Origin of the sequence: Paenibacillus sp. RC67 (genome assembly GCF_030020805.1) — a bacterium.
In the GTDB taxonomy this organism is placed as follows: Bacteria; Bacillota; Bacilli; order Paenibacillales; family NBRC-103111; genus Paenibacillus_S.
The window spans coordinates 1,883,243-1,902,699 of the sequence record NZ_CP125098.1; the positions used below are offsets into that span (position 1 = coordinate 1,883,243).

15 protein-coding genes and 1 pseudogene are annotated in these 19,457 nt (G+C 46.7%); 11 read left to right on the forward strand and 5 right to left on the reverse strand.

Going from position 1 to position 19,457, the window contains the following annotated elements; genetic code table 11:
- Positions 1-82: 82 nt before the first annotated feature.
- The gene (locus QMA13_RS08525; RefSeq protein WP_282940869.1) at positions 83-3,106 is read right to left on the reverse strand and encodes a fibronectin type III domain-containing protein; all 3,024 of its coding nucleotides are present in this window, start codon (positions 3,104-3,106) and stop codon (positions 83-85) included.
- Positions 3,107-3,426: 320 nt separating this feature from the next.
- Here QMA13_RS08525 and QMA13_RS08530 point away from each other — a divergent pair, with 320 nt between their 5' ends.
- From QMA13_RS08530 to QMA13_RS08550, 5 genes are all read left to right on the forward strand, one after another.
- Positions 3,427-3,840, forward strand: a complete 414-nt coding sequence (locus QMA13_RS08530) for a BlaI/MecI/CopY family transcriptional regulator (RefSeq protein ID WP_282940871.1) — start codon at positions 3,427-3,429, stop codon at positions 3,838-3,840.
- Between the two features lie 3 nt (positions 3,841-3,843).
- Entirely contained in the window at positions 3,844-4,713 is an 870-nt protein-coding gene (locus QMA13_RS08535) for a M56 family metallopeptidase (RefSeq protein ID WP_282940872.1), read from the forward strand.
- A 132-nt stretch (positions 4,714-4,845) separates the two neighbouring features.
- Complete coding sequence (locus tag QMA13_RS08540; protein ID WP_282940874.1) at positions 4,846-5,556, forward strand: DsbA family protein; 711 nt, start codon at positions 4,846-4,848, stop codon at positions 5,554-5,556.
- An 8-nt stretch (positions 5,557-5,564) separates the two neighbouring features.
- Positions 5,565-6,005 carry a disulfide oxidoreductase gene (locus QMA13_RS08545; protein WP_282940875.1) on the forward strand — a complete coding sequence of 147 codons (441 nt, stop codon included), beginning with the start codon at positions 5,565-5,567 and terminating at the stop codon, positions 6,003-6,005.
- Between the two features lie 246 nt (positions 6,006-6,251).
- Positions 6,252-8,501, forward strand: coding sequence for a heavy metal translocating P-type ATPase (locus QMA13_RS08550; RefSeq protein ID WP_282940877.1), 2,250 nt, complete (start codon positions 6,252-6,254; stop codon positions 8,499-8,501).
- A gap of 193 nt (positions 8,502-8,694) precedes the next feature.
- Here QMA13_RS08550 and QMA13_RS08555 read toward each other — a convergent pair.
- Positions 8,695-9,884, reverse strand: a pseudogene (locus tag QMA13_RS08555) (IS3 family transposase).
- Positions 9,885-10,469: 585 nt separating this feature from the next.
- Here QMA13_RS08555 and QMA13_RS08565 point away from each other — a divergent pair.
- The 3 genes from QMA13_RS08565 to QMA13_RS08575 all read left to right on the forward strand — a co-directional run bounded on the left by QMA13_RS08565 (position 10,470) and on the right by QMA13_RS08575 (position 12,920).
- The gene (locus tag QMA13_RS08565; protein WP_282940880.1) at positions 10,470-11,045 is read left to right on the forward strand and encodes an RNA polymerase sigma factor; all 576 of its coding nucleotides are present in this window, start codon (positions 10,470-10,472) and stop codon (positions 11,043-11,045) included.
- Entirely contained in the window at positions 11,026-12,612 is a 1,587-nt protein-coding gene (locus tag QMA13_RS08570; protein WP_282940882.1) for a DUF4179 domain-containing protein, read from the forward strand. The genes QMA13_RS08565 and QMA13_RS08570 overlap by 20 nt, the downstream gene beginning before the upstream one ends.
- Positions 12,613-12,716: 104 nt before the next feature.
- On the forward strand, positions 12,717-12,920 hold the full coding sequence (locus QMA13_RS08575; RefSeq protein WP_282940884.1) for a hypothetical protein: 204 nt from the start codon (positions 12,717-12,719) through the stop codon (positions 12,918-12,920).
- A 48-nt stretch (positions 12,921-12,968) separates the two neighbouring features.
- On the opposite strand, the gene QMA13_RS08580 is transcribed toward QMA13_RS08575, so the two are convergent.
- Together QMA13_RS08580 and QMA13_RS08585 are read right to left on the reverse strand one after the other, a co-directional pair.
- Positions 12,969-14,222 carry a serine hydrolase domain-containing protein gene (locus QMA13_RS08580; RefSeq protein ID WP_282940885.1) on the reverse strand — a complete coding sequence of 418 codons (1,254 nt, stop codon included), beginning with the start codon at positions 14,220-14,222 and terminating at the stop codon, positions 12,969-12,971.
- Positions 14,223-14,445: 223 nt separating this feature from the next.
- Positions 14,446-14,739, reverse strand: a complete 294-nt coding sequence (locus QMA13_RS08585) for a hypothetical protein (protein WP_282940886.1) — start codon at positions 14,737-14,739, stop codon at positions 14,446-14,448.
- Between the two features lie 302 nt (positions 14,740-15,041).
- Between QMA13_RS08585 and QMA13_RS08590 the strand changes: the two genes are divergently transcribed.
- The 3 genes from QMA13_RS08590 to QMA13_RS08600 all read left to right on the forward strand — a co-directional run bounded on the left by QMA13_RS08590 (position 15,042) and on the right by QMA13_RS08600 (position 17,718).
- Positions 15,042-15,749 carry a metal ABC transporter ATP-binding protein gene (locus QMA13_RS08590; protein WP_282940887.1) on the forward strand — a complete coding sequence of 236 codons (708 nt, stop codon included), beginning with the start codon at positions 15,042-15,044 and terminating at the stop codon, positions 15,747-15,749.
- The gene (locus QMA13_RS08595; RefSeq protein ID WP_282940888.1) at positions 15,695-16,585 is read left to right on the forward strand and encodes a metal ABC transporter permease; all 891 of its coding nucleotides are present in this window, start codon (positions 15,695-15,697) and stop codon (positions 16,583-16,585) included. The genes QMA13_RS08590 and QMA13_RS08595 overlap by 55 nt, the downstream gene beginning before the upstream one ends.
- 89 nt (positions 16,586-16,674) lie before the next feature.
- Positions 16,675-17,718 (forward strand): metal ABC transporter substrate-binding protein, encoded by a 1,044-nt coding sequence (locus tag QMA13_RS08600; RefSeq protein ID WP_282940889.1) that lies wholly within the window; start codon positions 16,675-16,677, stop codon positions 17,716-17,718.
- Between the two features lie 116 nt (positions 17,719-17,834).
- Here the strand turns inward: QMA13_RS08600 and serS are convergent, their stop codons facing one another.
- Complete coding sequence (gene serS / locus QMA13_RS08605) at positions 17,835-19,145, reverse strand: serine--tRNA ligase (RefSeq protein WP_282940891.1); 1,311 nt, start codon at positions 19,143-19,145, stop codon at positions 17,835-17,837.
- Positions 19,146-19,457: the final 312 nt, after the last annotated feature.

Below are 19,457 nucleotides of genomic sequence, written 5' to 3' on the forward strand. Positions count from 1 at the left end.
CATGGAATAATGCATCGCTGCAAGTAATTAAAAAGGGAAGTCGTCCTCCAAAACCGTAGGAGAATGACTTCCCTTTTACGTTCTAGTTCCCTTTCAGTTTCACTTCAATGGTCGTCGGAGCAGATTCTTCATTGAACTGGTTGACTGTTGTTACACTGAAATGATGTTTTTTCCCGTTAGGCAACCCTGTGATTTTATATTTCGTTTGCTTGATCGGCTGGCGGGTCAACTTCTTGCCGTCCTGATATACGCTATAGCCAATGACATCGCTTTGCTTACTTGCATTCCAATGCAATATCGCTTCACGATGCCCCTTCTCGGCTTCCAAGCCAGAAGGCGGTGCAGGAAGAGGATGGCGGTTTACGGTGAGGGTATACGTACTGACGGTTGTGCCGTCAGCTGCCGTAACGCGAATCGAGAATACATTGGCACCTTCCGTCAGGTTGACAGAACCGCTCTGATATACGGCCCCGCTAACGGTATAAGTGACGTCAGTAACGGTTCCGTTGCGTTGAACTGTTATCCCGCTGAGCTTGGATTTGGAGCTCACGAGAGCAGTCTGTAAACGAATACTGTCGGTGGAGTGAGCCACTTCTTTCGTATAGCTCTGCTTTTGCGGGTCGAACCCGGTAACAGGCTCATTGTTCACAGATAGGCGGCTCAATAAAGCGACATTCTCAGGAACGACCTTGATAATGTACGATGCCGTTTTTCCGTTATAATTCGCGCTAATGACAGTATCTCCGGCTCGGAGTGCTGCTATTTCGCCCGCATTAGTGATCGTGGCTACAGAAGGGTCGCTGCTGGAAAGCAAGGATGCGGAAGTAACGTCGAACGTACCCTTTTCACCCAGAAAATGCTGTACCTTCAGTGTGCCGGTTTGCTGTTCAATCAAAGGTACTGAAGGACCTTCAATGGCAATATGATCATACTGCTCCCAAGCTTTCAACTCGACGATTTGCACACGATCTAGCGGATAATTGATGTCTGGGCGGTAAATGTTAGCGCCGGATTCATACAAGATGTACAGCTTATTGTCATTGATAAAGTTCCCTTCTGCGGAAGGCGGCATATCCAAGGAATCTTCCATATTCAGTCCATCCAGAAACCATACGGGAACGGTAGTATTTTCAATCGTCACTGTAGTATGGGGAGCTTCTTTTACCGATGCCTTATATTTTAAAATATTACTCTTCGGATTTCCGTTCGTCTGGCTGAGCATGACTTCATCATCTGTGACAGTCACGCCTTGAATACGATCCGTTACGGAATAAATATAATCTGGAATGACAAGTCCATCACTTGTGAGCTTGCTATCGGCAGGAAGGAGGTCCGTTGCTTCATCCAGCTTATAGCCTACTATCCATGCGTTGTAAACCTTGTTGTCGCGCGTCGTCATTTTTTGAATCGGAGTCGTCAAATAATTCGGGGAGCTGTAGTAATCGCCCACCCATAGGACTCCGTCTGAGTAGGATGCGAAGGAGGCTCGTGTATTCGACTTAAAGCTGTCGATAAAGGACAGGTTCGCATTGTCCGGGCTATCAATCACGTCCTGTAGGGATAAGCGAAGCAGCTCTTTTCCATATGCGATCCATACATTTTGGTCGCTCACCGCAACGCCTCCGGCATGTCCAGTAAAAGGCTGGCCGTTTTTATAAAGGTGTATCGTTTTGACAAGAGATCCGCTTTGAAGATCGACGATCGTTAACGTGCTTGCTCTGCGGTCGTCTCGGTAGCTGGAGATGATGGCCCAATTCTTTTCTTTAATATAATGCATCCCTTGAGGGACAAGACCCTGTAACAGTCCAGGAACAATAGGTCCTGGCTCGCTGACGTTAAGAAACCGTTGGTAAGCTGACGTATCACCGACAATCGGCGCTCCAGTTTCTTCCTGAGTCAAAGGTTGATGCGGCAGCGTGATAGTGACTGGCTGCGATTTAGCTGATTCATTGGCAGATGAATCTACAGCCGATACTTGGAGCTTGTATTCGAAGCCGCCCGACAAGGAACCCAGATCGGCCGAATACGTCGATGAGGAAACGGTGGTTACGTAGGCTCCGTTTTTATACACTTTATAAGAAGCTACATCGGACTCGGTATTCGGAGACCAGCTCAAATGAACGGAGGCAATACCGTTAATAGCTGCAGCCGTTCCCGTCGGTGCGTCAGGAGGAATGGAGTCGATGATTTCAGGGCGTGGTGTGCTTTTGACCACTTCAGAAGGAATGGACATTTGTGTACCTGTAACTGCAACGACTGCAAATTTATTCTCCGTAAAGTTGGTAAGTCCGGTTACCTTATAGGATGTTTCTTGGATGACCGTGCCATCAAGCACGCCATTTACGATAACTTGATAACCAACTACATTCGGATTTTCACTGGCAGTCCAGAACAGCTGTGAAGAACGGTCGCCGGGTATGGCAAATAGCCCTTTCGGAGGTATCGGAGCAGACTCATCAGGCGCTTGTCCGGCAACGATACGTCCCGGTGTAGGAGTCTGCTGGTTGGCGGTTTTGCGCATGACGATCGTACCGTCCGTCGGATAGCTGTAAATGACGCTTTTGTTGAGAACTACGTCGTCGTCGGCCCCTGTGCCGTCGCTGTACGATACGCTGCTCAGCTTAAAGCCTTCGCTGTTAGCTAAAATGAGCGTGCGAGAGCCGCTGTTGGACAAGCCTTGTCCAGAGATAGGATAAAATTGGTCTGGTCGAATGTTTGAACCGTAGTTCGCGTTGAAAGTTTCAACGCTTCCGGACAGCCCTGGTGATTGAACCCAAAGTACCATCGCATCATGAGGCTGGATGGTCATATCCTTGTCCAAATTCCACGTTGATGTTGTGTTGTAGATGATTTTGTACCCTTTGAGTGGAATTGGAGCGCTGCTGTTATTGTAAAGCTCTATGTACTCATATCCGTCAACGGAGGTGCCGGAGGAATTGGTTACGTTGCTTGTGTCCTGAACCAGCTCGGTAATGGATAAAGGAGGGATGAAGAGTGAGTCCGCTGCAGCCCATGCCGCCGACTGTCCGAGTAAGCCGCTGAGTGGTGCTGCAAGAAGGGATAGTGCCAATCCAATGCTGCTTATCTTTCGTTTTTTTGCATTCATTAGAACTCTCCTTAGGATTTAATAGCTTTCATTGTTGCAGTTATTGCAGCACAAAAAAGACGATAGCCACCCCCCATACAATTCATCTCCTTCGGCTAGGAAGGGAAAAGTTGTAGGATCAGGGTATTCTCATCGTCTCCACCCGTATTCCTCATATTGTTCGTGATTCGACCACAGTATAGCATAAGCACAGTTCCAAGTATATACATCATAAGGCTCATCACAGCCATTTACAAATTGTTAATACAGCAGCCTAAACCTGGGGATTGCTTGACATTTAAAAATATTGTCACTACAATTTGTAGTGAGAGGTGTGGCAATTGAAAATTCATCATTTTAAGACGAACGAAAGCGGTTTGAACCGTTTCTTCGGAACCCTCGAAGCGAAGATTATGGAAGTTTTGTGGGAGGGACCTGAGAAGGCCATTAAAGAAGTTCAGCAAAGGCTTGAGCAGGAGAAGGCGGTTAACTTCAATACCGTAATGACGGTGATGAACCGGCTAGTGGAGAAAGGGATTTTGCAGAAACGGATGGAAGGCAGATCGTTCTTGTACTGTCCGGTACTATCCAAAGAGCAGTTCATCGACACCCAGTCCAAAGAGCTTACGCATGAGCTTATCGAAGAATTTGGGCCGCTGGTCGTCAATCATATGCTGGATGCTTTAGATGAAGCGGATCCGGTATTAATGGAGAAGTTGGAACAAAAAATAAAGCAGCTGAAAAAGGAAATGTAATCCATGCGGGATAATCGGTGGGAGTATCGATCCAGGTTGATTTTTATATCGGGAATGCTGGTGGCGGGCTTGATGCTTGTCCAAATGGGCATGTACATATTGCATCTTTTGGCCGGCTGGGAGATCAGGTATAACCTTATCCAATTATGCCACAGTGTCATGAAGTCTCTTGGTATTCAATGGATAGGGTATGTTTTGAACACGGTCGTATTTTATACATTTTCGATGTCCATCTGGATAGCGGCGAAGCAGCTGTATTTGTCGAGATTATTTAATAAAAAGCTGCTGGCCCGTCGTCATGAGCTGCTAACAAGAGAGATCAACCAGAGGTTTCGCGGAGCGAGTGTAGAGGAACAGAAGATCATCGTTATAGAGAATGCCGCCCCATTGGCGTTTGCCATGGGTTTCATCAAGCCGCGGATCGTGTTATCTACCGGACTGATGGATCTGCTTGATTCGGACGAGCTGGAAGCCGTTGTCCATCATGAGATGTTTCATCGCAAGCATGGCGACCCTTTGAAAACATTCCTGATGTCACTCTTAGCCTCTGTTATGTGGTATATTCCGATTCTCAAATCATTCCATCACAACTATAAGATTGTGAGAGAAGTGCTGGCCGATAGCTATTCGATTGAGAAATCCGGCAGCTCTATCCCTCTGGGCAGTGCTTTGTTAAAGCTCCTCAAAGGAAAAGCGCCGGCACCTATGCCGATCTCGCATGTCTCGTTCTCCGACACTTCCATTAATATGCGGATTCGACAACTGCTTGAGCCGCAAGCCGACTTTCCTTTAAATTGGCCGTTTACTCCAGCGCTAATTTCACTGCAGGTGCTTTTTGCTCTATGTTCGATGTTTGTTTTAGTTATGCATTAGATGGCCGCCGAAAGGCGTCTTTTAAGGCAGAACACTACGTTCTGTAGTATCATTGCTGCAACGAATGGAAACATTTTGGGAATACTTAGGCTGTTATCAGCCGCCGACTACGGAAAGAAAGAAGAGATCTCATTGAAGCCTACAACGAAAAAATCCGTTTATAAGGAACAGCGCAAGCAGGAGAAAATACAAGAGAAAAAGCGGATGCGTATGATCATGTGGATTACGGGCATATGTGTCGTTGCTATCATTGCCATTATTATCGCAGCTCTGCCTAAGCCGGCTCCTGTACAAATGCCTTATGAGACGATGCCAGCACTCGGAAGCTCGGATGCACCTGTCAAAATCGTCGAGCTGGGCGATTACAAATGCCCGTCCTGCCAAGTCTTCAGTCAAAAGGTGGAGCCTCTGCTTAAAAAAGATTACATCGATACGGGCATCGCATCGCTTCATTTTATGAACTACACGATCATTAGTCCAGAAGCGGATTCCTTGACGTCTGCTTTGGCTGGACAAGCCATCTTCCACCAAAATAACGAAGCCTATTGGAAGTACTACGATGCAATGTACAAGAACCAAGGCGATGAAAAGAAAATATGGGCGACATCCGATTTTATTACGAATCTGGCGCGAAAGGAAAATCTTCAAATCGATTATGATAAGCTCCAGCAGGATATCGCCAATAAAACGTACAAGAAGGAAGTCGACGCACATAACGCCTTTGCCCGTAATAATCAAGTATTCAGCACGCCAACGTTATTCATTAACGGCAAAAAATTCGAAGACGTGTTTGACTACAATAAACTTAAGGCCGCTATTGAAAAGGCTCAAAAGGGTGAATAACAGCCGCTATGCGATCTTTCAGTAAATTATACGGACTTTATATGGCGTGGGCCGTGTCGTTGGTTGCGGTAGGAGGGAGCCTCTTTTTTAGCGAGGTGATGCGTTATGAGCCGTGCAAGCTGTGCTGGTTTCAGCGTATTTTCATGTACCCTCTCGTCCTCTTGCTGGGTATGGCATGCTATAAAAACGACCGCCGACTGATTCCTTATATTTTGCCGCTGAGCATCATTGGGGGCATGATATCGTTATATCATTATTCGGAGCAAAAAATTCCGGGACTAGCCAAGCTGCTGCCCTGCACGGTTGGCGTTCCTTGTAACGAAGATTATATTAATTGGCTCGGCTTCATTACGATTCCTCTGCTTGCTTTGATAGCGTTTATCCTGATCACTTGCTTATTGTGGATGGGCAGAACGAAAGGTGAGGAGTCTGAGGAAGAGCTAGACTAATTGTCGGAAGAAAAGAGACTGTTACGAGGTCCAAGTCTGACGAGAATCCTGTTTTATCAGAAAGTGACTGATGGCGGAAGGGGATATCCTACCGGAGTAGCGTGTGACATCTGCTGTTTCATAGGTTTCTCAACAATCTGGGACCGTTAATGCGGTCTCTTTTTTGCGTGGAGGCATGATTGCTTCAGCCAGTCCATATATTGGTACTGTACAAGCGAGCATCCTTATAAAGGTGGAGTGAATCGAATGAGTGTGACCTCTCCTACGGCAGTCCGGCAGGTTGTGTTGAATATATCGGGAATGACGTGCGCGGCTTGCGCCGTACGCATCGAGAAAGTAATAGGTAAAATGGATGGAGTCGAGCAAATTCAGGTGAATTTGGCACTTCAGAGGGCGTCGATGTCGTTTGCTCCGGGCAGGATTACACTTCGTCACATTGAGGACAAGATCAAACAGCTTGGTTACTCTTCCAGGGAGCATAATGCGTCTGAGGAGAACCGGAGCCGTACTGATCCATTTGAAATCACAAGGACCGGGACGATTCTTCTTATATCTTTTATATTTATGGTTCCGTTTCTGTGGGCGATGGCCAGCCATCACACGTTGACTTCCTCCTTGTGGGTGCCCGAGCTCCTACTTAATCCATGGTTCCAGCTGGCTCTAGCGACACCGGTTCAATTTGGAATTGGACTGCCTTTTTACATACGGGCTTTCCAAGCAATCAAAAATGGCGGAGCCAACATGGATGTGCTCATTGTGATGGGAACGTCGGCGGCGTATTTTTACAGCCACTATTTGATGTTTCATTCCGTAATGGGCCATACCGTAGGCTCCGCTCATCACGGCTCCCTGTATTTCGATGCCAGTGTCATGATTATGACTATCGTCTGGTTCGGTAAATGGCTAGAAGCCTTATCCAAGCGTCGCACGCTGAAAAGCTTGCACCAGCTTCATCAGCTTCGGCCGGAAACGGCTCAGGTGTTGAGGGAGAATAAGGAGATGCGCGTTGATTTGCAGGATGTGTCGGAGGGTGAGACCATCATTGTCCGGCCGGGTGAGAAGATTGCAGTTGACGGCATTATTCTGGAAGGCTATGCTTCCATCAATGAATCTATGATCAGTGGAGAAAGCATACCGGTTGACAAGCAGGTTGGGGACCGCGTCATTAGCGGGACGCTGAATCATAACGGGATGTTGAAAATAAAAGCGACAGAGGTGGGCAGCGAGACGACGCTTGCCAAGATGATTCAGCTGATGGAAGAGGCACAAAATTCCAAAGCGCCTATTCAGCGGATGGCGGATAAAATCTCGGGAGTTTTTGTCCCGATTATTATCGCTCTAGCCGCGATGACGTTTGCCTCATGGTATCTCATTGTTGAGCCAGGAGCGATGGGAGGCGCGTTGGAGAAAGCCATCGCGGTTTTGCTGATAGCATGCCCATGCGCATTAGGCTTGGCAACACCGACTTCTATTCTGGTAGGCTCGGGAAGAGCTGCGCAGCTCGGCATCTTGTTTAAAGAAGGCAAGCATCTGGAGATGCTCCCCGGCACGCAGGTCATTCTGATGGACAAAACAGGTACGATTACGATAGGCAAGCCGCAAGTACATGATGTGATGGCTGTAAAAAGGTCCAGTGAATCGCTAATGCGTCTGCTTGCAGGCGCTGAGCAAAATTCTGAGCATCCATTGGCTCGGGCCATTGTGGAGGCTGTTGTACAATCACACGCAGGCCAAGGTCAAAATGCGGAGAAGCTTCCGCTATGTGAGCGGTTCGAAGCTTCGGCGGGAAGCGGCATTCGCGCGGTGGTGGAAGGACAGACGATAATAGCCGGTAACCGGCATTGGCTACAGGAGCATGGAATCGCTCCGATTCCGCCATCCACCCGTATTGAGCGCTGGGAACAGCAGGGAAGCAATGTCGTCTATGTGGCGGTTAACGGGGAATGGGCCGGAGCCGTAGCTTTAAGCGATCAAATTAAGCCTTCCTCGCGACATGCGATCCAGCAGCTAAAAGCAATGGGGACAAGTGTCGTTATGGTAACCGGCGATCATCCGCAAACGGCACGGGCAATAGCTAAGCAAGTAGGAATACGGGAGGTTTACTCGGAGATGCTGCCGGAGCATAAGGCGGCTCTAGTGAATGAGCTGAAGCGGCAGGGGAAAAAGGTGGCTATGGTCGGCGATGGCATCAACGATGCTCCAGCATTGGCGGCAGCGGATACCGGCATCTCCGTATCGAGAGGAACGGACATTGCCAAAGCAGCTGCTGATATTGTGCTGCTGAAGGGCGATTTGAAAGGCATGGTCCGTGCTATCGGGATCAGCCGCCGGACGATGCAGATCATTCGGCAAAATCTCGTGTTCTCGTTATTTTATAATGCACTTGCGATACCTTTTGCGGTTACAGGTTATTTGGCACCATGGGTTGCCTGTACTGCTATGGCATTCAGTTCGGTCACCGTCATTTGCAATTCTCTTCGCCTGCAGAAGGCCTGAAATTGTTTAATAAAAGAAAGAGAGCCTTCTCATGGCGGAAGGCTCTTTTTGTCCATTTTATTCAAATAAACGTATTCGGTTTAGCAGAGCACTCTTAAAAAAGTGCGGAAGTTCACGTGCTGGCAGCGAAAAAAGCCCGATAACGCTGAAAATGGACCTCTGTCAAGAAAGTGGACACAGTCGTTATTCGAAATTATGAAACCTTCTTCTTTTGTAAGAGGGCTGCATACTGAACCGGCGACAAATAACCCAGCGCACTATGAATTCTTTTGCGATTGTAAAAGAATTCAATGTATCTGAAGATCGCTTGGTGGGCCTCTTTCTTTGTTTTGAACCTCGTGCAGTAAATGAGTTCTTTCTTCAATAGGCTGTGAAACGACTCGATGCAGGCGTTGTCATAGCAGTTCCCTTTTCGGCTCATGCTTGCTATCATTTTGTACTCACTAAGTTTGTTTCTGTAATCTTCTGAGGCGTACTGGGAGCCACGATCAGAGTGATGCAGGAGTCCCTTTTGGGGCTTCTTAGCCACATAGGCATCCTCTAACGCGCCTATAACGAGTTCAGTAGTCATGCGGTCGCCCAGACGCCAACCCACGATTTCACGGGTACAGAGATCCAGAATACTGGCTAGATAAAGCCGTCCTTCTCTACAAGGGATGTAGGTGATGTCAGCTACCCATACCTTATTCGGTTGATTGACTTTAAAGCGTTGATTCAAAATATTGCGGGCGATAGGTAGATCGTGTTTCGAGTCAGTAGTTGGAACCTTAAAGCGGCGTGATACGCAGGAGCGTAAGCCTAACTCCTTCATGTAATTGCTCACCGTTCGTTCGGTGACCTGAACTTTCTCATTCAAGAGCATCTGAGTCAGCTTTGGGCTTCCATATCGCTTTTCTGAATCATCATAATGATATTGTATCCGCTCAAGAATAGCGGCTTTACGCTTGGTTTGGTTGCTTGGTTCTGCTTTCAACCATTTATAGAAACCGCTACGAGACACCTCTAAAACTTCGCACATCTTCTCTACCTGAAACTCGGAACGATGAGCCTCAATGAACTGAAATCTCAGTTTTTTTCCTTGCTGAAGATGTGCAGAGCCTTTTTTAAGATCGCTAATTCTTCCTGCAGGTCTGCTATTTCCCGTTCCTTTTGTTTGTTCTCTCGTTCCTGATCTTTGAGCTGCTGCTCCAGTTGACGTACTTTCTCTGGGCTAGCTAGGGTCTCATTTTCGAATTTCCGGTATTGTGAGATCCATTGATGTAGCGTATTAGTTGGTATATTCAATTCCAAGGCTATATCCGCCACACTTTTCGTCTGCTCTTGAATGAATTTTACAGTTTCTCTTTTAAACTCTTCATTATACCGTTGTCGTTTTTCTCCCATTTCGGACACCTCTTTCTCGTTAAAGTCATTATGAGACCTTTCTTAACGTTGTGTCCACTTTTTATTCTAGTTGCAAAAACCGCGTTATCCTCCCCCATAGAGCAAGGCAGCTCATCTTAACGCTGCAAAACAACGTTAAGTCCCAACAACCCCGTCCAAGCAGCACAATAAGCACATGAGCGACCAGATGAAGTGGCTACTCCACACTGAATTAAATATACCTTCCAAATAAGTCCTCAAATCAGTCTTAATTGGCATAAAGTAAAGGCTGCTGTGCCGAACATGAGGGATACAATGCTCGTAATAAGCTTTGGAATAGGCAGACCCTTCCCAGCTTAGCATCTCAAGCCTCATCAGATCGGGTATATTCACGGTATTAATAGAAGGAAAGGACGAACGGAAAAGCTGGAGCTCGGATTACATCTGGATAGTCGCTATGATCTGGTATGGGCTCAAATGGAGCCTGTTTCGAAAAAAAATTCTATAAATATGAAAGATATTTCACAATACTTCGTTATGACTATATGAGAGAATATAAAGCTGTGTAAGCGGCCGCACATAGCAAAGAAAGGAGCACGTACTTTCATGCATGAAAGATCTGAGCAAGAGCTCATAGAGCAGCTGCGTCGTGGAAATTTAGAAGCTTATTCGCCTCTAATAGAAAAGTATAAAGGCAGAATATACGGTCTCATGTATCGGATGGTCGGTCACGCGCAGGATGCCCAGGATTTGGCTCAGGAAGCTTTTATTAAAGCTTATAGTCGTATAGATAGTTTTCAAGACAACACCCATTTCTCATCCTGGTTATTTCGAATCGCAAGCAATCACTGCTTGGATGAATTGCGAAGGCGCAAACGAGCTCCACAAATCACTTCAGAAGAGGTCCGTATGATTGAATCCAAGACGCCCGAATCCATATATTTAGAAAAAGAACGGATTACGGTGCTGCAGGATCAGATTATGGCGTTGGATGAGGATTACCGGATGGTTGTCCTCCTGCGTTATGTAGAAGGACTCAGCTATAAGGAAATCGGTGAGGTTTTATCGCTTCCCGTTACTACGGTACAGATGCGGTTATATCGTGCGCACAACCGTCTGCGAGAACTTTGCATGAACTTGATCCGTAAAGGAGGTGCCTCCTATGAAATGCACAATATCTGAACAACTGGATTCCTATATCCAGGATCGACTTTCGCCACTGGAAAGCCAGAAGTTCGAAAAGCATGTGGAGCAGTGCGTTTATTGTCAAAATCAACTTGCAGGCATATACGAAACCTTACCGGTGCTGGACATTCAATTGGAGGAAGCCCCTCTGCTCTCTGAAGCTTTTACGAAGGGGATTTTGCATCAATTGAATGATAAACGGCGAATGAGGGCGACAAGAAAAATAAGGTGGGGCACCGTATGGAAAGCGGTTGCTGTTTCATTCATAGGCTTCCTATTGGTGTTATCCTTGAGCGCTTTCTTATCTCCGACTTTAGCTAATTATGTGAAAAGCTTTTTCATGACAACCCGGGGAGATCAGGGACTTAAGCATGCCGCTGAGATGGGAATGTCAACTCCACATGATGTGAGGATTGTAGACCAAGGAATTACTCTCCATATTCAAGAAGTGCTTGCCGATACGGAACGGGTGGCTGTAGTGTGCGACGTGCTGGATGCAAACGGTCAATCGCTTGTTGGCAGGGATGATGTTGATCTGATTAAAGGAATCAAGCTGACGGATGTAACAGGGCAAACCGAGATCGGATCTTGGACGTACAAAATGATTCAGGAGCGTGCGCTTCTGGAAAGCGAGATAGGCAATTTGCTGTTTCAGGGAAAGTTGCCTGATGAAGTCGTTATAGATATTAACTATACCGAACTGGGAGGAATCAAGGGCAATTGGAAGAAGCAAATTCCTGTTCATCTCACCAAAGCCAAAGCTGCGTCGAAGACAGTTAAGATTGAACAGCGCTATACGTCACCGCAGGGCTATGTGATCGGACTTCAGCGGGTTGAGCTTGCGCCAAGCGGTGTTGGCGTCGTATTGGAGACGAACGAGGAAAATGTGTTGCAGGGCGAGCCTCCTATGTACAATTTTGCCTACCGGTTGTTGGATGATCAAGGCCGAACCCTTCGGGTTCATGAAGAGTTCATTGAAGAGGAAGGGTATAAATCGGAACAGCTTACGTTAATGGGGCCCGTTACTCAACCTGGCAGTGCTCCCGGATGGAAAGTATGGAGTGATTTGTTCGCTCCGTTAAAAGAAAATTCTACGAGCAAGCTTACGTTCAAGCTCGATGCTATCTATGTCCAAGAAAAGGTGAATGCGAGTAAGGAAATCACACCAAAGCAGCTCAAGGAACAACCAGTGGCTCTTGAAAGCAAAGGAAACCGGATTACATTAAGCCATTTCCGGATCAAACAAGATAAGGCTGAAGAGATGTTTCTTGGACAACCTGTACCGAAAAATGGCGCTATGATGGAGTTTGAAGGAACCTTAGCCCAGCATGTTATTGCGATAGGCGATATTAGGGTTACGGATGACAAAGGGGGCATGCTGCCGTCAGGGTTCTCCATTCATGAAAGATGGAAGGATTCAGAAGGTTTAGTTCACATCCGCGGTCTGCTATCGATTCCTGATATGGTGGAGGAACCGAATCGCTTGACCATTGGCTTCCACCAGCTTAACAAAAAGAACGTGGATGTCGATTGGGAAGTGCCTATCCTCTTAAATCCCAATTAATGCGGCTCGACCCCCTTTAAACGCTAGATCACTTACGAAGGTGTGTAGCATCAGAATGTACAGATATCGGACAGTGCTATGTATCGAACGACGGGGGCTTTTTCATGAATCTATCGAACTGCCGCGGCTGCGGCAAGCTTCACATGCAAAGCGAGAAGGTGCTGTGCGCCGATTGCTTCAAGCTTCATCTCGAACAAAGTCATCAGGTCAAGATGTTCCTTCAAGCAAACCCACGCGCCTCCGCGATGGATCTTGCAAGAGAAATGGGACTCTCCTTAAAGCAAGTTAACGAGCTCGTCGGCCGGTAAACTCTTCTTGAGAGTTGCCGGTTTTTTATTTGATTTGGTAAGATGCATTTATTTTGTTTTTTTCATTCCCAGAAATGAAGTATCTCCGTTATCGTCAATTGTAAATTCACAATCCCATTCGTACCAAGTATGATGAAATTTGGTTTCCGACACCGGATAGAATGGGAGATACGCCTCATCGTTAAAGATGAAGAACAATTGATCCTCGTTTCTATCCACTACGGCTTTACAATCATATCCTTTTCCTTCGTAATTCCCTATATATCTGGCATATAAGTCATCTCGGAGAGGGTACCTATTAGGTTTGTTAGGAACCGTTGCCTTCTCCCCAAAAACCAAGCTTGCTAGCCTGTCAGTCAGCTTTAATATGGGGACGAAATCATAGTTGGTCAACATAATGATCGTAACTTTCTCGTTAGGATAACGCTGCATATCACTTCGATGGCCGCGATAAGCTCCTGAATGATGGATTCTTTTACGATTATAACGTTCATCAATAAACCAACCGAATCCATAGTTAAAGGTGGGTTTAAACACTTGGTCCAAAGCAGCCTGTGAGACGAGCTTTTCGGTATACAAAGCTTGGTCCCATTTAAACAGGTCTTCAACAGTTGAATACATGGCCCCTGCCCCAAACATACCGCTCATGTTCAAGTATTCACATTGAATAAATTGTTCCCATGAAGAATGATATCCTGAAGACATATGGGGAATTACTTTTCTTTGGTGGAAGATACCCGTGTTGTCCATTCCTAAAGGCTGGAGTATATTACGAATTAAAAATTCCTCAAAACTCAAACCAGTGGTAATCTCTATAATCATCCCAAGTAAATAATACGCTGAATTGGTGTAAGAGAAGGAAGCTCCTGGCTTAAACTGAAGCGGTTTATCCATTAATTGTTTAATGACGTCCTGGTGCGTAAGCTCTAACTTGTTAAGTCGGAAATGGTATCCAGGTAAGCTAGTATAGTTAACAAGTCCAGCAGTATGATTCAATAAATGAATGATAGCAATACCTTTATTCGCAAATTCGGGTAAGTAAGCACCAATATCATCTTCAAGCTTAAGAAGGTTTCGTTCATATAGCATCATAATCGCTAAAGCAGTAAAGCTTTTGCTTAGTGACCATATTCGAAATTTAGTTTCAATGGTGTTGAGTACTTGGTGTTCGATGTTGGCATAACCGTAGGCTTTTTGAAAAATAATATTTCCCTCATGAGCTATTAACACCGTCCCGCTTAACGTCCATTTCCTCTCGTATTCTACTAAATAATCCTCTAAAGCATCAACGATTGCGTCCATTAGAATGACCTCCACCTTATTTAGAGTGCCAATATTCGTTCTGTATACAATAACGCTCTATCAATTATATTACACAATATTACATATTGTCCTTATTTTATAAGACACACAAAAAAGAAAAGCCATTTCTCAAGCTTTTCTTCTCCGTATTATACATGCGATAAAATGGTGGCGTTCAACAATAATTCTTACACACATCTATCTATATATAGATTTGAATTTCCTAGGCGTGTTTCCAAGTAGTTGGTTGATGGGATTTTGGACAATTCGGGAATACATCGCCTTGCTTTAATTCGATCCTTTGCCCGTCATTATCTGTGTAACTACCGGCCTCAGTTACTTTATCACCTGTTCTATGCTGATGATCAGCATGTCTCCAAGTAGTCGTTTTGTTGGTTACAGGACAATTGGGAAATTGATCTCCTTTTTCAAGAGTTCGAGTCTCCCCTGATGCACATACATATTTTCCTGTTTCAGCAACACTTTCATTGGTCTGATGTAAGTCTTTGGTCAGCATACTAATCATCCTCTCATACTGTTATTACTTCGTCCTTCAAATACAACTAACGAAGTTGTCATGTATTACCCTTAAAATTACATGCTTAACCACTCCAAAACTGAAACATCTCGTCAGTATGCGAATGTCAAATGTCTGCTCCCAATTTTATCTGAATGAGAAAAGAAGTCTTTTTTTGTTAAACGTAATAAATACTATTTACATTTGGGCAGGCATCATATAATATAAAACCATATTATTAGTAATTATTACGAATATAACACTAGTTAGTGTTTCAGAGCTGAAAGGAGTGTCTTCTTAGGATGGAACTAGCGTCTATGAACAAAGTTGTCTTTGGTTACTCGGAGTATCCTTGTCTGGACGACGTTAATCTTACGATAACCTCAGGGGAGTTCGTGGCTGTTACTGGCCCTAATGGGGCAGCGAAGACAACACTGTTGAAGCTTATGCTCGGCCTGCTTAAGCCTTGGAGCGGTCAAGTCCAGCGCAGCGGTCTTGGTGCTCAAGGTGGAAAGCTGATTACAGGCTATGTACCGCAGCAGATGGCTTCTTTTAACAGCGGCTTTCCCAGTAAAGTGATCGAATGGGTCCGATCGGGTAGGTGGAACCGAAAGCGCTGGTATGAGCGATTGAATGAAGAAGATCACCGGATTGTAGAGCAGGCGCTTAGAGAGGTAGGGATGTGGAATCAACGAAATACGAGAATCGGCGAGCTGTCTGGAGGTCAAAAGCAGCGCATCGGCGTGGCGAGGGCATTGGCACAGGAACCTGATCTGTTCGTTCTGGATGAACCGACAACGGGCATGGACGTGGAAAGCCGACAACAATTTTACGAGCTGATGCATAGGCAGGTGAAGGATTGTGGAAGATCCATCGTTATGGTAACTCACGGTTTGGAGGAAGTGCTTCCCAAAATCGACCGTGTTATCGAATTGAAGCGAAAGGAGGGAGGGGATTGGAAATGCTGCACTACGAGTTCATGCAGCGGGCATTTTTGGCCGGGGGGATAGTGTCTATTCTTGCCTCAGTGCTCGGGGTCTATTTAATGCTTCGCCGACAGGCTTTAATGGCTGATACGTTATCCCACGTTTCCTTGGCAGGTGTCGCGATAGGTGGGCTTCTCCATTGGAATCCAGTAGTAACAGCCTTTGCTGCGGCAGTGATCGGTGCGTGCGGTGTTGAGTACGTTAGAAGATCGTTCAAAGCTTTCAGCGAAATATCTATCGCGATCATCATGATAGGCGGCTTGGGCTTTGCGGTTGTTACCATGAATATGAACCAAGGTCTCAGTAAAAGCATGAGCTCCTATTTGTTCGGCTCCATTCTGGCTGTGAACACGGTAGAGCTTTGGTTGATGTTAGGGGTAGCTGCAGCCGGAGGCTTATATTTTTACTTCATGCGCAGATCTTTGTATGTGCTGACCTTCAATGAGGATACAGCGGAAACGAGCGGGGTGCACGTAAGGCTGCTCTCTTTTTCATTCAGTGTAGTGACCGGTATGGCGGTAGCTGTAGCGATGCCGATTGTGGGCGTACTGCTGGTATCTTCGTTAGTTATTTTGCCTGCTGCACTGGCGATTCGGATTGCACCGGGTTTTGTGGCTTCGATCTGGCTATCGATTCTCATCGGGCTCACAGGTGTGTGTACGGGGCTTGCTGCGTCTTATCAGTTGAGCACGCCACCGGGAGGGACGATAGCGCTCGCGCTGCTGCTGTTCTTAATAAGCGGACTGTTGTTGAAAAGAGGCTGGCTGTACATAGGGAAGCTTCGCAATAAGAGACATCCGCAAAGAGTGGAGCAACAATCGGGGGAAGATGTGGTGATGATTTCTCAGGGGACACCGTGAGGAATCCATGGACCAAGAGGAAAAATACAGGACTTGTACAGGAGTCCTTAAGATTTTAAACAAACAATGAAAGATAACGGAGGATGAAGATGAAATCATTATTTCTTACTAAATTATTAAGCTTGGTGCTTGTGACCGGTATGATAACAGCGGGGTGCGGCGCAGCCGAGCAAGCATCGGCTCCTAAATCGAACTTAAAGACGAATACGGAGTCTAACGTGTCCGGGAAAGAATCCCCTTCGCAGCAATCTAAGCTGAAAGTAGTGACGAGCTTTTACCCGTTGTATGAGTTTTCACGTCATGTCGCAGGTGACAAGGCAGAGGTCGTTAACTTAATTCCGAGCGGCGTGGAGCCTCATGATTGGGAGCCGACGGCACAGGATATGAAGCTGATACAAGAGGCCGGTGTGTTTGTATATAATGGTGCAGGATTGGAGAGCTGGGCGGATAAAGTGTTAAGCAGCTTTAACAAGAATAAAGCTGCTGTAGTCGAAGCCAGCAAAAATATGGAATTACTAGAGGGTGTAGAGCTCGATGAGGATGACGATCATGACCATGATCATGGCAAGGAGGCTGATGCTAAGCAAAGCGGAGGACAAGAGCAAGCTCCGGCCGATCCGCATGTATGGCTCGATCCTGTGTTAGCCCAAAAAGAGGTTCTGTCTATCCAGGCTGCACTGGAGCAGGCTGATCCGGCCAATAAAGAGGCGTACAAGAAGAACGCTGATGCTTACATTGCCAAGCTGCAGGAGCTGGACAAGTCGTTCAAGGACGGACTTGCCTCCGTCAAACGTAAGGAGTTCGTTACGCAGCACGCAGCCTTCGGCTATATGGCTAAACGATATGGCTTGACGCAGATACCTATTGCAGGCTTATCTCCGGAGCAGGAGCCAACCCCAAGCAAGATGGGGGATATAATCAAATTCGCCAAGGAGAAGCAGGTGAAGACAATCTTCTTCGAGACGCTGGTCAATCCGAAAGTAGCTGAGGCAGTAGCCAAGGAGTTGGGAGCCAAGACGGCTGTGCTGAACCCGATCGAAGGACTAACGGATGAAGATAAAGCCAAAAATCTGGATTACATCGGTATTATGAACAATAATCTGGCTGCGTTAAAGGCCGCGTTGAATGAATAGTTAATGTAAAAAGATCGATGCTTCTCCACTCATAGACGAGCGGGGAACATCGATCTTTTCTATTTACTGCCGATCATAACAGACAGCAGACAACAAGTTGACTGCTGCAGTCTAGCTTACACAGAGGCTTCGTTATGAACTGGGCCTCCTGGCGGGACAAGCCGCTCAACACCGTTCATATAAGGCCGCAGAGCAGGAGGAAGCCAAATCGAGCCGTCCTCCTCTTGATGATTCTCAAGCAGCGGAATCAAAATCCGCGGCGATGCTACTGCCGTATTGTTCAAGGTATAGCAGTAACGCGGCTTTCCTTGAGCATCGCGGTATCTTATATTCGAGCGCCGGGTCTGGAAGTCGAGTAAGCTCGATGAAGAATGTGTCTCTCCGTAGCTGTCTCGGCTCGGCATCCAGCTCTCGATGTCATATTGCTTGTAGGTTTTCTGCGACATATCCCCTGTGCAGACCGACATAACCCGATACGGCAGCTTCAACAGCTGCAGCAGCTCTTCCGCATTGCCGGTGATCTCCTGGAGCAGTTCCTCCGAACGCTCGAGGCTCGCTTCGCAAAGGATGACCTGCTCGACCTTGGAGAATTGATGTACTCGGTATAAGCCGTGCACATCCTTGCCGGCTGAGCCGACCTCGCTGCGAAAGCAGGTGGAGGCAGCGGCAAGCTTAATCGGCTCTGCTACATCTACGATTTCATTGCTGTAGTACGACACAAGCGGTACCTCGGATGTTCCGACGAGCCATCTTTCTTCATCGGGAATCGCATATACCTGATCCTCTCCGAGAGGGAAGAACCCGGTTCCGGTCAAAGCTTCGGCTCGTGCCATAAGCGGAACCTCCAATGGCTGGAAGCCTTTGCGTATAAGCAAATCCAGCGCCAGTTGTTGAACTGCGCGATGAAGCAGGACACCTGCACCCTTCAAGTAATAATTTCGGCTTCCTGCTGTTTTCACGCCCCGGGGAATATCGATCATATCATGAAGCTCGCCCAGTGCGACGTGGTCTCTGAGCTTGAAATCCAAGCGGACGGGATAACCGACACGTCGGATCTCCACGTTATCCGCATCGGAACGGCCTACGGGTGTATCAGGCGATACGATATTGGGTGCCTGATGCAGCAGCCTCTTACATGCTTGCTCGGCCGCAGCAAGCTTCTTCTCAAGCCCTGCAAGCTCTCCGTTCCATTCCTTGACGGTCTGTTTACCTTGCTCAGCTTCTTCGAGTTTCCCAGTTTGCATGAGAAGATTAATGTCCTGAGACAGCTTATTCCTGGCTTGACGAAGGGGCTCAATCTGCAGCAGCAGAGCTCGTTTGTGCTCATCTTGCTCCAGCAGCTCCTTGATGGATACCTCCATTCCTTTTTGATCGGCTATCGCTTGAAGCCGTTCTCCGTTCTCTCGAATCCATTTGATGTCTAACATGGTACCGCGCTCCTTTTCGTAAAAAAATACAAAAAGCGCCCTCATCCGTATGGGACGAGGAGCGCTTAGCTCGCGGTGCCACCCAACTTGACCGAACAAACAAGGTTGTTCGATCCTCTTTGGTTCCGCGGTAACGGGCGGGTCCGGTTAGCTTAGGGAGCATGAAGCCCCTTGACGAAAACGCCTCCGAGTTGGATTCTCTTCATAGGCATAATAGACACGATTTAATTTTTCCTAGTATAACGTATTCGGCTTTGGTTATGCAAGTGCCGGCTTTTAACAGCTGTGTTCTATGGCTGATAAGTTAGCGCC